Source organism: Staphylococcus coagulans, assembly GCF_002901995.1.
GTDB classification, from domain to species: Bacteria; Bacillota; Bacilli; order Staphylococcales; family Staphylococcaceae; genus Staphylococcus; species Staphylococcus coagulans.
Genome location: NZ_PPQN01000052.1, coordinates 1 through 14702, shown reverse-complemented (window position 1 = coordinate 14702; position 14702 = coordinate 1). Strand labels below are relative to the sequence as shown.

The following is a 14702-nucleotide window of genomic DNA, read 5'->3' as shown; positions in this document are numbered from 1 at the left end:
ATTATGAATAGATTCAACAAAAGATTTCATAGAATTCTTAAAATTTTACAGGTATTTTTTGAGCCTAAAAGTTTTTATGTACACTTTTAGAATATTTTATACGCATTTGAATTTCAAAAATCCTGCTTTAAACTTCAATCTTTACATATCTTAAAATAAAAAATTCTATTGATTAAGATATAAACCGGGGATAGAAATAATGATTTTTTCACGCTTCCATTCCAGATAATATAAAAAAACGAGACAGAAATCTTGTTGGATAAGATTTCCGTCTCGTTTATACATCTGTTGACAATCGTACATTGCTTTATGCATCTTTATAATTATTTAACTGATCAAAATCAACCACCACTTGATCCATACGTTTCGCTGTTTCTTTCAATACATTTCTAGCCACTTTATTATTTGGATCAAGCTTTAAGATTTGTTTTGCAACACTAAAAGCCTTTTTATCAGAAATAACAGGCTCTGGAATTGCATGCAACAGTAACATTTGTAATAAACTTTTTACTTCTTTACCTTCAGTCAAATCAATTGATGATTTAGCATGGTAATATGCAGCATCTAATGCGCCTGGCACATCACTTAATGGATATACAAGTAATAAGAAAGCTAAATCATGAATTTCAGCTGTTTCTTCCGCTTTAATCATATCAAGCAAACATGTATAATACATGACACTTTCTTCCTCATGGGCACTAGAGATATACGCTTCTTCAAAAGCTAAAAAGTCAGTTGCAGACATTAAGTTTTTTACCGCTTCAAATTCGCCGTTTAAGACATGTTTCTTTATTAAATCTTGCATGGCTTGTCCTCCTGAATGTGCCTATGTCCGTTTACCACTATCTTAACATAATTACATTAAGATTGCAGTTTGACCTGCCACATTAAGTTATATTTTTATCGTATCATCTCATATATTTATATTCTAACATATTTTATATCTATCACGCTCAGTCTAAGGATTGAAATCATACAGAACGTGTTCGATACATTAAATATAAAAAGTAAGGCGCACCAATCACAGCTACGACGAGACCTGCTGGTACGCCGCTTGGTTGTAATAAAATTTTCCCTAATGTATCTGAAACAGTCAACAGTAAAGCACCAATGACAATTGAAATCGGTATAAATAATTGATGTCTTGGCCCTACCAATGACTTCGCGATATGAGGCCCCATTAAGCCAATAAATCCAATTGCACCCGCCACTGACACTGCAGCGCTAGACAAGAGAACAGCAATCAAAATTAATAAAATACGTGCTTTATTAAGCGGAACACCCACACTTTTAGCAATCGTATCACTGGTATTTAAAATATTTAAAGTTTCAGATTTAAAGATAACAATGGGCACTAAAATAATAAGCCAAGGTAAAAACGCGAACACAAAAGGCCATGTATCACCCCAAATATTGCCTGCCAACCAAGTGGCTATAAATTCAGATTGATCTTTGTCAAATGTCGACATCAGCGTAAGCGCGGCACCTGACAACGCAGTCGACATCCCGACACCAATCAATACCATACTTGCTGGAGAAAGACCTTTATCCCCTTGATAACTCAAGATGAAAATGGCAAAAGCTGTCAAAAGTCCGCCTATCATACTGATGATAGGTAAGACATAAACAAACTGAGCTGCTTGAATTTGACCAATTGCGATAAACAATGCGATAGCAAAGCCACTTCCTGCATTAATACCTAAAATACCAGGCTCTGCTAATGGATTTTTAGTCACACTTTGTAAAATCACGCCACTCAAACTTAGAGCGATACCCGCCATAAGTGTAATCAACATACGCGGCAATCGGAAATCAATCAATATCAATTGATCTGCTGCATTGCCTTGGCCTAAAAACGTTTGAATAATACGACGATAGGACATCGCATATTCACCAGTTGTGAGATTCCAGACTATAGCTAAACAGAGCACGATAATAGCAGTCACTAAAACAATGCGTTGCTTCCGTTTCAATTTTGGATGAATCATATCGTACTACCCCCTTTTCGAATGAGGTAGAAGAAATAAGGGACACCTATAAAAGAAATAATAGCACTCATAGGCGCTTCTCCTAGTAATCTTGCAACTAAATCTGCCAATAGAACTAACGTTCCACCCATGACCGCTGCCATTGGGAGTACTTTAATATAATCAGTTCCTACTAAATAACGTACGATATGGGGCACAATCAATCCTATAAAGGCAATCTGACCTACCATTGCCACTGATATACCCGCTAATAACATTGAAAGCACTAAAGCGAGTGTACGGATCCATTTTACATTTTGTCCTAAACCAGTTGCCAACGTTTCACCTAAACTTAAAATCGTCAGTTGGCGACTTATAAGAATAAATAAAGCTAAAACAACTAACACAATGGGCGCACTAATCATAATTTGTTGCCAGTTTGTACCGGACACACCGCCAGCACTCCAAAAATTAATAGACTGATTCAGACGATAAATTAATGCAATCCCTTGACTTAATGCAGTCAAAAGGGCACTAACCGCGGCACCCGCAAGAATCAGCCGCATTGGATTAAATCCATCACGCCTTGACGATCCAATCATCATTACGATTGTACCACCAAAAATAGCGCCTATAAATCCGGCCAAAATAAGCACCGTAAAAGGCACAGAGGGGATAAATGCATAAGTCACTGCCAACGCAAAAGCAGCCCCAGCGTTTAAACCAATTAAACTGGGGTCTGCTAATCCATTTTTTGTGACGCCTTGAATCACTGCACCCGATGTGGCTAAAGCAATCCCTACTAATACCGCTCCAATATTACGCGGGATACGAATTTCAGAAATAATATTATGTGCTTGAATCGATGGATCATAATGAAATATGGCTGCAGCAATCGTTGACAAATTGATATGCGCCTCTCCTAATAAAATAGAAAGAACAAACACAAATATGAGTATTACAAGTGCACAAATCAGTTGCAATGCATAATTTAATTTAACGATTTTAATTTTATTTAACATTTGAATACGCCATGCCTTACCGCTTTATGCTTTCTCATAGTGCTTACATAATAGATTATAAGTCACTAACATTGGTTTGCCTGTTCGAGGATCCGTGCTTAGTTCCGCATCAATATTAAATACTTTTTCTAAAATCTCGTTCGTTAACACCTCATGCGTTTCACCTTGCTTAACAATATCACCATTTTTCATCGCAATCAGATGGTCAGAAAAACGAATCGCTTGGTTAATATCATGTAAGACCATAATAATCGTTGTCCCATGTTTCGCATTCAGTTCTTGTACGAGTTCTAAAATTTCAAGTTGATGTGAAATATCTAAATAAGTTGTCGGTTCATCTAGAAAAATAATATCTGTTTTTTGAGCCAAAGCCATCGCAATCCATACGCGTTGACGTTGACCACCACTTAAATCATTGACTGCACGATGTTTAAAATCAATTGTTCCTGTTACACGCATCGCCCAATCAATTTCTTTTTTATCTTCTTCATTAAGGCGACCAAACCCTTTTTGATGTGGAAATCGACCGTAAGAAACCAATTCCCCCGCAGTTAGCCCATCTGCTACATCTGGTGATTGAGGTAATATCGCGATTTTTTTCGCAATTTCTTTTGTAGATTGTGTATGAATATTTTTACCATCTAAAGAGATTTCGCCACTTTTAGTATTCAGTAATCGTGATAAGGCTTTCAGTAACGTAGACTTCCCACAACCATTTGGGCCTATAATGGACGTAATTTTCCCATCTGGTATAGCAACGTCTAAGTTGTTCACAATAACACGTTCACCATATCCGATAGAAACCTCTTTACCTATTAATCTGTTCATCGTCATCCTTCTTTCTTAAAACGATTCCGCTTCAATTCATATTATGAAAAGCGTTATTTGTACTTTACGAGATAGACGTGACCAGTTATTTATTAATATCACGCTATTTTGTAGATCTATTTCATCCAATTGATAATCATTATCATATATTTGTTAGTATATCATTCTTTGCTAGAAATTTCTAACTGAAACTTAATTGATATACATACATTAAACAAAACGAAAAACGTCTGTTTGTTAAACGATAGATGCTTTTATTTAATAAAAATAAAAAAGCAGGATAGTCCAAACCATTTGATAACTATCCCACTCATACTACTTATATCCACTTTTCTTAAAAATGTTCTTTTAAATTAGTCTTCTACTAAAAAGCCATTGCCGTATACATCACGAACGTCATGGACGACTACAAACGCGTTTTCATCAATCTTTCGAATCATGCGCTTCGTCCGTGATAATTGCGTTTTACTAATCACTGCATACAACACATCTGTTTCTTTTTTTGAAAAGTAACCGCGACCGTTGAGTATAGTAATACCTCTGCCTATATCTTCATCAATCATTTTAGCAATGCGATCTGGCTCTTTAGAGATGATGGTTACAGCTTTTTTAGGATTTAAACCTTCTATAACAAAGTCCATTACTTTTGTACCTATGTACAAACTAATAATTGTTAACAATGCACGGTCTAAAGGAATGACTGTCAACGAGATTAGCACAACAATTAAATCGAAGAAGAGTAAGGCATTAGGTGTGCTCACATCTAAATATTTATTTGCGATACGTGCCAAAATGGTTGTCCCTGCAGTCGTACCTCCCGCTAATACAATAATACCGATTCCTAATCCTACAGAAAAACCACCGAATATCGCATTAATAATAACATCATCTGTTTTTACATGCCATGACTCAGTTAAACTAAGGAAAATAGAAATCAATACCGTCGCTAGTATTGTTAAATACATACTTCTTTTACTTAAAAATTTATACCCCACACCGATTAAAATCGCATTCACCACAAAGTTAGTGATGGCTGGAGATAAGTGAAATGCATAGTATAAAATGATTGCGAGCCCTGTTACACCGCCTTCACCAAGATCCGCAGTGATAATAAATGCATTTACACCGGCTGAAAATATAAACGCACCTAAAACGACTAAAATTAAATCTCTAATTGTTCTGCTCACCAAACCATTCCCTTCATCTTAAGATTGTCTTTTTATATTGTCATTAGCCATATTATCACAACTTTATGACAATTCGTACCCTTGAATTCCGAGTTAATGTAAAAGATTTTATTAAAGTTTTAAATTTCTGAATATTTAGTTTACTTGTGGTGTAAAAGTGTGTATAATATGAATTACCTTATTTGTTGCTAGTTTACTAGTCAACAAGAGGCCATCTCCTTTGTGTTTTTTATAGTAAGAGAGATTTTTTGCTCGAGGTTGATATCATGCTCGAATATCAATCTAAATTATTCATTTCCCGTCTAAGGCAGTTCAGCAAGCGCTGAGCTGCTTCTTTTATGCGCTAATTCATTTGGGATAATGGGCTGATATGGGCTACTCACAGTTTAAGGCATTAATCTTTTAACATAATCACTTACACATAAAAAAGAGAGCGGACAATCATGTCCTGCTCCCTCTTTTTTCATTCCGTCGCTCACCGGAATCAAAATTACCAAGCGAATAAACCTACAAAACCTGCTGTTAATAACGAAACTAAAATACCCGCTAATAACATCATTGGAACATATTTAGAAACAAAATCAGACGTCTTTTCATTAACAATCCCTTTTAATGTACCGATAATCATACCAATTGTTGAGAAGTTAGCGAAAGAAATTAAAAATGTAGAAATAACAGCGCGGTGATGCGGTGTATAACTATTAATTTCACCAGTAATTTCACCCATTACAACAAATTCGTTTGTTACAATTTTCTTCGCCATATTTTGTGCAACTTTCCACACTTCATCTGACGGTAAACCTAATAAGAATGCAAACGGCCACATAAATACACCTAAAACTTGATCTAGACCAATGCTTCCTTTTAAGTGGAATAAGTGTGCAATACCACTACTGATAAGGTGGATCAAACGGTCTGCCAATTCTGCTAAAGCAACAAAACTAATAACGAAAGCAATAATAATTAATACAAGCTTACCAGCATTTAATACTGAATCTCCCAAGAATGAGAAGAACGGTTGACGCGCTTCATTTTCACGTAAGTCATAAATAACATCGTCATCTACTTCAACTTTAACTGGATTCAAAATTGAAGCTACAATCATCGCATTAACAATATTTAATGGGATGGCTGTCAATACTAATTCGCCTGGAATCATTGTGACGTAAGCCCCAACAATCGCACCAGATACAGAACTCATTGACATCATTGCAATCGTTAACACACGTGTTTCTTTCATGCGCTTTAATTGTTCACTTGAAACCGCAAGTGCTTCAGTGTTACCTAAAAACATCATTTCAATACCAAAGAATGCTTCAAATTTAGGTTGACGTGTAATTTTGGCTAACACCCAACCAATTGCACGCATAATCCATGGCAAAATACGGAAATACATTAAAATGTCAAACAAAGGCACAACTAATAAAATAGGGAAAAGCGCAGCAACAGCCATATCTAACTGTTTGACTTCTATCCAACTCTTAAATGCAAAACCTATACCTGCAAATGCAGCATCTATTACCCAAGAGATACCTTCTGCTGCTTTTTTAACGGCTAAAGTTCCAGCAGGGAAGTATACGAAAAACCAAGCTAAGATAAGGTTCAATACAACTAAGACAGCTATAGAACCCCATTGTATATTTTTACGGTCACGTGAACACAGATATGCAACACCCAAAAATACAAACAAACCAATAATGTTAATGATCAAATACATAAGGATTTACCTCTTACCTTTCAACTGTTTTTAACACAACAAGTATACCATGCGTATGAGATAGTGAGAATATGTTTTTTTAATAATATTTAGGTCAGAATCCCCTCTTTCTTCCATTATGTATAGACCACGACAAACGACTTTCTAATGTGTCGAGATGAACAATGCGGTTCATCGAGGCATGCCGACCTAGCTACCTATCACACACATATCCAAACTGATTCGCACATTGTTAAACTGAACGGATTGTGCATCCGCCTTAAATAAAATGACGAGTAAAACTTGACTATTTCACGTCACTTAGACTCTAAAGACCGGCTGAATGTCGTTCCAGCCCAAACAAATTTTTTGATTAAATTCAATAATTTTACATATTCTTTCTAAAATCACTATTGCTTACAAATATAATTCAAGGTATTCTATAATTAAATGAAAATGATTATCATTAACGATAAGTAGGTGGGAATAAGTTACATGTTGCAAATGCTGAGGTTGGAAGAAACTATCGTGTCAAAGCTTTAGAAACGCAAAACATTAATTTGAAGCATCGTTTACGCGCACTTGGATGTGTGGAGGGTTGTTGCTTATCTATTCATCAAAAAGGTTTATTTAAAGGGCCTTGTACTTTAAAAATTAATGGCCAACAAATTTGTATACGAAATTGTGATGCTTGTGACATCCTATTGGAGCAAGCCTATGAGTAATGCATATTGTATTTTAGGAAACCCTAATGTCGGGAAAACATCATTGTTTAATGCACTTACCGGCTCTTATGCTTATGTTGGCAATTGGAGTGGTGTCACCGTTGAAAAAAAGGTCGGTCAATTAAAAAAGAAAAATGGTCATTTAATTGATTTACCCGGCATTTACGATTTAGTTCCTATTTCACGTGACGAAACTGTTGTAACTGACTTTTTATTACATGAATCATTCGATGGCATGATTAATATTATAGATGCCGCACAAATCAAACGTAATTTTAATTTAACGATACAATTGTTAGAATTCGGCGCACCTATCCTCATAGGTTTAAACATGATAGATGTTGCTAATAAGCGTGGCATTCGGATTGACTATCAGAAACTCATGAGGAAATTACACGTCCCTGTCATTCCTGTCATTGCAAGAACTGGAAAGGGTAGCGATGATATGCTTAACGCCCTGACAGATCATCATATTTCAAAGCAACGTCCTTTAAAAATCAACTATGGTGAAGCGATTGAAAACTTGCTTCAACAATTACAACAAGCAATGCCATCTCAATTGAAATTAGAAAAGGCACAATATCGATTTTTAGCGATTCAATATTTACTCAAAAATCCATCTGTTTTAACGTACTTAGATTCTCAAACGTGCGACGCATTTAATGACATTAAAAATGCATTTATGTCTACACATACAATAGACATTGAACATCATATTGTTCAGTGTAGACAATCCTACATTGACGCTATATTGGCTGACATTGTTCAATATCCAGATACGCAACGACACTATGTTACAGAACGCATAGATGCGTTACTGACACATAAAATTTTAGGGATTCCTATCTTTCTTGGTATCATGTGGCTGATTTTTCAAACGACATTTACATGGATAGGCACACCCTTATCAGATCAACTAGATGAATTTTTCGGTGGTCCTTTAACTGACTCTGCACGAGATGCTATGACACATCTCGGTATATATCCAGCACTTCAAGATTTAGTCACAGACGGAATTATCGCTGGTGTCGGAGGTGTGCTTGTCTTTGTTCCTCAGATTCTTGTCTTGTTTTTCTTCATATCTTTGTTAGAAGATTCTGGCTATATGGCACGAATTGCAGTCATTATGGATCGAATTATGGAAAAATTTGGACTAAACGGAAAGTCTTTTATCCCTATGATTATCGGGTTTGGTTGTAATGTACCTGGAATTATGGCCGCAAGAAGTATCGAAGAAGAAAAGGAACGTTTAACAACAATTCTGATTGCCCCTTTTATGTCTTGTTCGGCAAGGCTTCCTGTATATGGATTGTTTGTCGCTATATTTTTCGCGCAACATCAAGCACTCGTTGTTTTAAGTCTTTATGTGCTTGGTATCGTCGTAGCTCTATTTGTCAGCTGGGGCCTTTCAAGAACAATTTTGAAAAAAGACACCTCTATTTTTGTAGTCGAATTACCTCCATATCGCTTGCCATCTATTAAAACTTTATGGAGAAGCACATGGGAAAAAGGAAAAGGATTTGTTAAAAAAGCAGGAACATTTATTTTTGCTGGTTCTGTTATCATTTGGTTGCTCAATTATTCTGGACCATCAGGGTTTCATGTACCGGTAGAACAAAGCTTCTTGCATTTAATCGGGGCTGCTATTGCACCTCTTATCGCCCCTTTAGGTTTTAGTTCATGGCAAACGGCTGCTACATTAATACCAGGATTTTTAGCCAAGGAAGTCGTAGTCAGTGCTATGGCGATTATTTATTCAGTAGATGAAAACGCCCTTGTTTCAATGATTTCATCACATTTTACAGCTTTATCCGCTTATTCATTTATGGTTTTTATTTTGCTATATACACCTTGTCTAGCTACTGTCGCGGCGATTCGTAAAGAAACGACATCATGGAAATGGACCTTACTCGCACTCGTTTACCCAATTACAATTGCTTATGTCTTGTCACTCGCAGTTTATCAAATCGGTTCAGTTTTCTTTTAAGGGGGAAATCATTAATGGCATTACTTTTAAACTTACTACTCATTGCACTTATTTTTTGTTACGTTGTCTTAGTAACGATACGTTATATTAAAAAATCTAAGCAAGGACAATGTAGCGCTTGTGAGGTCAACAAATCTTGTTCTACTAAACAGTTACCAAAACATTTGCAGTAATACAAAAAGGAGAATTTCATTCGCTGAAATTCTCCTTTATGGATATAACAATTTATAAGGTGAAACGTTGAAACGAAACAACATACCACCCCACAACATCTCGCCACGAAGCATGTCAATTGCAACAAGGGCATGCCATAAAAACGCTTGATGGATAAAACCCTCCACAAAATTACGCATCACGCTTTGTTGTTTTATAATCAGTTAAATTTTGTGTTTCTACAAATTGTTGATATTTTTCATGGGTCTGCATTAGTACTTCATGTCGGCCTTTACCTGTAACACGTCCTTGATCTAAAAAGATGATTTGTCCTGCTTTTTTAATTGTAGATAGACGGTGTGCAATGACAATCGTAGTGCGATTTTCCATTAATACATCTAATGCTTCCTGAATCTTACGCTCACTTTCACTGTCTAAATTCGCCGTTGCTTCATCCAGTAATAAAATATCTGGATTTTTTACAAAACTACGTGCAATGTCAATACGTTGACGTTGACCTCCTGATAATTTCAAACCACGTTCACCCACAATAGTATCGTATCCTTGCTCAAATTCCATAATAAAGTCATGACAATGTGCAAGTCGTGCATAATGGATAAGCTCTTCATCAGAAACTTCGCGATCAATACCATATAAAATATTGTCTTTAATCGTTCCATTCATCATCGCATTACTTTGCATAACGTAACCTATTTTTCTTCTCCAATCCGTTAGGGAAAGATCGTAAATAGATTGATTATGATATGTAATATCGCCACCGTTAACATCATACATACGCTCAATCAAACTAAAGATTGTACTTTTCCCTGAACCTGATGGTCCAACGAACGCTGTCACTTCACCTCGAACGACATTAAATGAGACGTCTTTTAAAACGGGCGCAACATCGTAGCTAAAATCAACGTGTTCAAATGATAAATCTCCTGATTCAATTAGATGTGTCTCACTCGGATCATCAATGACTTCCATTGGCTCTTGTAGTATTTCATAAATTCGACTACTTGCCCCTACTGCTTTTTTATAATCCGTAATAAGTGTGGATAAATTGATAAGTGGCACTGATAAATTTAATACATAAAATATCATGGCTACAAGTGTCCCAGCAGAAATGGCACCAGAAGCAATACGCAAGCCACCAAAACCTAAAATAATCCCAATTGTTAATAACATTATAATGCCAGAAACAGGTTGAACAATTGCTGCTATCTTGGCTTGTTTCAACCCTAATCCGTAAATTTTAAGTAAATTATCATGTGCAAGATTTAATTCTCGCTTTTCTGTGTTTGCTACTTTCACTAAGCGCATTTCAGTTAAAACACGTCCCAATAACCCACTAAAATTGGCAATCTCGGTTTGTGTATTCGTTGAGATTTTTTGCATAATCTTACCGAGTGGTATCATAATCAATACAAATATAGGTATTGTTATAAATGTTAATAGCGTCATTTGCCAATCTAAAACAAACAATAAAATTAAAGAACCAATCAACGTAATAATGGATGGGAAAAAGTTAGGCAATTTTTGCGATATAAAATCATTAATCACTTTCGTATCATCAGTTAAACGACTCATCAATTGGCCACTTTCATTTTTGTCAAAAAATGGCATTTTTAAATGAATAATATGCTGCCACAACACTGAACGGATAGCGTAAATGATTTTTTCACCAATTTTATTCAACAAATAATATCCGATACCACTTAATAATGCGTTTAAGATAAACACGACGAGCAATATAACAATGAAAATAGGATTAATTGATGCAACTGTGAACTTATCTACCATCTTCCCAGTAAAGAGTGGAACGAGCAGGCCGCTAAGGCTTCCTAATGAAGCGATAATCACAGCGATAATAATGAGACCCACCGGCCATGAAATCTTTTTCAATAAATATAGGAGTGGGTTATCTTTTCTCATAGTGACATACCTCATTTATTCGTAATTTTCTTCGCAATAAGTAATCCGTGAGTCTTCCTTCTTTGTGCGAGCAGTCTACCTCATTAAATTTTAGTCATTTTTACCTACCATGATTAAAATCGGTATTTTTTGTTAAACCACAATGTCTATGACTCGTAACTAAAACAAGGGCACCTTTGCAAAAAATCAGCCAAAGTACCGATTTATTAACAACAAGCTTTATGATAAAATGACGTTTGTTGTTTATCCATTTATAGTTTTAGATTGAGGAGTCTGTATGCAAATGAAAAAAATAATACTATCTATCGTGGTTGTATTCTTCGCTACCACAATTATAACACCTTTCGCGCGTGCATATACACCTTCACCTGTTGAACTTGCACAACAAAGTGGTTATCCGGTGACTTTGCCGTTCCAACCTGAAGGTGTCATCAATATCAGTCAAACTGGCCAAATTTTATACGACTATAATAGTCAAAAAGAATGGTATCCAGCCTCAATGACAAAACTTATGACAATGTATTTAACACTTCAAGCGGTAAAAGAGAAAAAATTATCATTAAATGACACAGTTAAAATCACACCTGAGCATTATAGAATGTCAACACTACCGGAATTAAGTAATACAAAGCTTTTTCCGGGTGAGACTTATACAATAGCAGAGTTACTTCAAATTACTGTTTCTGCTTCAAGTAATGCGGCTGCACTTATTTTGGCTAATCAAGTTTCTGACAATACATCTGATTTTGTAGATAAAATGAACCAGACTGCAAAATCTTTAGGTATGAATCACACGCATTACGTGAATCCAACTGGTGCAGAAAATCGACTATTATTAGAATTTGTTCCTAAAAGATACCAAAATGAGTCTTCCTCTACTTCAACAGCCCATGATTACGCCATTTTAGCGCAACATACCGTTCAAGATACACCTAAAATTTTGCATTTCACTAAACAAATTGCGCCTACTCAACACGGCGTAACCTATTATACTTTTAATGATTTACTAGAAGGTGGCAATATGAGCTTAGAAGGCACGGATGGGTTAAAAACAGGTTCTAGTGATATTGCAGATTATAATAATTCCTTAACAACAAAACGTGGGAAATTTCGTATATTTCATATCATTATGGGGGCTGGCGATTACAAACATCTCGGAGGCGAAAAACAACGGAATATGATGAGCGCGAGTGCGATTAATTATAGTTTTGCATTATATGACTATAAAAAAGTCCTCTCTAAAGGAAAGCATAAAATCGATGGTAAAACATATTACGTCACAAAAGATTTATATGACGTCGTTCCTAAAAACCTAAAAAAACCTTATCATTTTATAATTGATGACAACCAAGTACATCTTGATTATGATCGTAAATTCATCACAAAACATGATGGACCACCTAAAGTAGAGGTAGAAAATCCATTTATTTATGAATCTAAATCTGTCGTCATTTCAAGCTGGCAAACACATCCATGGATGACAATCCTCGCTTTCGGTGTTATTGTCGTCTTTCTATCTATCGTATTTTACAGTCTTATGAGCCGATTCCGTCGTAAATAAAATAAACTCGTTGTTTTACACGGAGTCTCAAGCAACCTATGCGACAATCAAAAAAGCTTAGAAATTTTGGTAACTTCAAAATTTCTAAGCCTTTTTTAATTTATGACTATTTTGCATCTTTACCATACAACTCTTTCTTAATTTGAGTTGTAGAAATGCCTTCTGTACGTTTTAAATAAATCACTTCACATTTGTCTTTTAAGAAATCAAATTCGCCTTCCCAGTCATGACCCATTACGAAAGTATCAATTTCATACTTTTCTACGTCAGTTTCTTTTTGACCCCAGTCATTTTCAGGAATCACAAGATCTACATAACGAATCGATTCTAACATCATTTTACGTTGTTCAAAATTGTAATATGACTTTTTATTTTTGATTCGATTGAATTCATCACTTGAGAGCGCAACAACTAAATAATCTCCCATTTCACGGGCACGTCGTAGTAATTCAATATGTCCATAGTGTAAAAGATCGTATGTTCCATATGTAATGACACGTTTCATCTTTACATCTCCTTAATAATCTATTAATATATTTACATTTTGTTAAAATTATAGCATAAACAATTCTTAATTCCTAAAATATATGAATATAGATTTTAAATCCTCACGAGTTTTTCTACATAATTGACCACCTGATTGAGACTCTCTCTTGTATTAAATTGGTGCCACTTTTCAAATAGTGGTTTTAAGTTTCCTTTTCTAATACGTGCATATAAGTCATGCTCATTATAAACTTTGTAATCTTGTGGAATGGCTTGATAATATTCATTGAGCCCTCTGACCTCATCATATTCAGCCTCATCATAGACATAAAAGAGTGCAGGCGTATCGATGATACTCGCTTCTATAGCAAGTGAGCTATAATCTGTAATAATTAAATCTGCCATAACGATCAGATCAAGTGTACATACTTTCGTATTGTTCACTGCAGCGGGAACCGTGGGATGATACTTACTTAATAAAGTATATCCCGGCACAGTCGTTTCAAAAGTCACTTTATCGATAGTACGATTATTTTGACCTTGCTCTCTGTAGGTTGGTAAATAAACAGCTACTTTATTTTCGATGCCGAGTTCCTGTTTTAACTTTTGCTTATGTGCTTCTATATCTAATTGTCGATATGTGGTCAAACGCGGACTCCCAAACCCAATCAACTGCTCGTATTCCGCTTCAAAAGCTTTTTCAAAACAGTGTGACATTTGTTGGCCACCTACGAGATATTTATCTGTCGCTTGATAAACAGCACGATACTGTTCGACTAATTTGTGATTGTTTAAATCTACTGAGCGATCTTCTAAACCAAACTTTTTAAGCGCACCTGCCGCATGCCAAGTTTGAATGACTGTCTGTCCACTCTTTTTATTTAATCCTGCCATTAATAAATAATACGTATCAATAAAGATAATCTTAGCGGTTGCTAGCGCTGACAACTGTTTCAAAATGGAAGAAAATTTAAGTGGGTGATAAGTAATATTTTGTCGATTCTCTAAAAAACTGAAATCCTTCTTTTTCGCAAAAACAGTAACGCGAAAACCATTTTCACTTAATTGATAGATAATGGGTAATTCATCTTCTTTAAAAGTCATTAAAAAAACAATATGGTTAGCATCCACACGTAAATGACTGTATAAACG

General features: G+C 35.5%; 12 protein-coding genes and 1 pseudogene. 4 read left to right on the top strand and 9 right to left on the bottom strand.

Annotated features, from left to right (window positions below; translation table 11 throughout):
• Positions 1-307: 307 nt before the first annotated feature.
• The 6 genes from CD118_RS09850 to CD118_RS09825 form a co-directional block, all read right to left on the bottom strand.
• Entirely contained in the window at positions 308-805 is a 498-nt protein-coding gene (locus tag CD118_RS09850) for a hypothetical protein (protein ID WP_050331683.1), read from the bottom strand.
• A 166-nt stretch (positions 806-971) separates the two neighbouring features.
• A complete protein-coding gene (locus CD118_RS09845) occupies positions 972-1988 on the bottom strand; it encodes a FecCD family ABC transporter permease (protein ID WP_060830321.1) in 1017 nt (338 codons plus the stop codon).
• Positions 1985-2989, bottom strand: coding sequence for a FecCD family ABC transporter permease (locus tag CD118_RS09840; protein ID WP_060830322.1), 1005 nt, complete (start codon positions 2987-2989; stop codon positions 1985-1987). Before CD118_RS09840 ends, CD118_RS09845 begins: the two co-directional genes overlap by 4 nt.
• A gap of 24 nt (positions 2990-3013) precedes the next feature.
• On the bottom strand, positions 3014-3817 hold the full coding sequence (locus tag CD118_RS09835; RefSeq protein ID WP_016424396.1) for an ABC transporter ATP-binding protein: 804 nt from the start codon (positions 3815-3817) through the stop codon (positions 3014-3016).
• 353 nt (positions 3818-4170) lie between these two features.
• The gene (locus tag CD118_RS09830) at positions 4171-5004 is read right to left on the bottom strand and encodes a YitT family protein (protein WP_016424395.1); all 834 of its coding nucleotides are present in this window, start codon (positions 5002-5004) and stop codon (positions 4171-4173) included.
• 490 nt (positions 5005-5494) lie between these two features.
• Complete coding sequence (locus tag CD118_RS09825) at positions 5495-6721, bottom strand: NupC/NupG family nucleoside CNT transporter (protein ID WP_060830323.1); 1227 nt, start codon at positions 6719-6721, stop codon at positions 5495-5497.
• Between the two features lie 491 nt (positions 6722-7212).
• Between CD118_RS09825 and CD118_RS09820 the strand changes: the two are divergent.
• The 3 genes and pseudogenes from CD118_RS09820 to CD118_RS09810 all read left to right on the top strand — a co-directional run.
• Positions 7213-7425 (top strand): annotated as a pseudogene (locus CD118_RS09820) (FeoA family protein); the annotation flags it as partial.
• Positions 7418-9412, top strand: coding sequence for a ferrous iron transport protein B (feoB, locus tag CD118_RS09815; RefSeq protein ID WP_103356643.1), 1995 nt, complete (start codon positions 7418-7420; stop codon positions 9410-9412). The pseudogene CD118_RS09820 and the gene feoB, both read left to right, overlap by 8 nt.
• Before the next feature lie 14 nt (positions 9413-9426).
• Positions 9427-9585: a FeoB-associated Cys-rich membrane protein gene (locus tag CD118_RS09810; protein WP_050331690.1), complete on the top strand. Its 159-nt coding sequence runs from the start codon at positions 9427-9429 to the stop codon at positions 9583-9585.
• Between the two features lie 172 nt (positions 9586-9757).
• On the opposite strand, the gene CD118_RS09805 is transcribed toward CD118_RS09810, so the two are convergent.
• A complete protein-coding gene (locus CD118_RS09805; protein ID WP_050331691.1) occupies positions 9758-11503 on the bottom strand; it encodes an ABC transporter ATP-binding protein in 1746 nt (581 codons plus the stop codon).
• A 283-nt stretch (positions 11504-11786) separates the two neighbouring features.
• On the opposite strand from CD118_RS09805, the gene pbp4 reads away from it, so the two are divergent.
• Entirely contained in the window at positions 11787-13064 is a 1278-nt protein-coding gene (pbp4, locus tag CD118_RS09800; protein WP_060830531.1) for a penicillin-binding protein PBP4, read from the top strand.
• 106 nt (positions 13065-13170) lie between these two features.
• Here the strand turns inward: pbp4 and tagD are convergent, their stop codons facing one another.
• Together tagD and tarB are read right to left on the bottom strand one after the other, a co-directional pair.
• The gene (gene tagD, locus CD118_RS09795) at positions 13171-13569 is read right to left on the bottom strand and encodes a glycerol-3-phosphate cytidylyltransferase (RefSeq protein ID WP_050331692.1); all 399 of its coding nucleotides are present in this window, start codon (positions 13567-13569) and stop codon (positions 13171-13173) included.
• A gap of 95 nt (positions 13570-13664) precedes the next feature.
• Positions 13665-14702 (bottom strand): teichoic acid glycerol-phosphate primase TarB (tarB, locus tag CD118_RS09790; RefSeq protein ID WP_103356642.1); only part of this gene is annotated, 1038 nt, incomplete at its 5' end.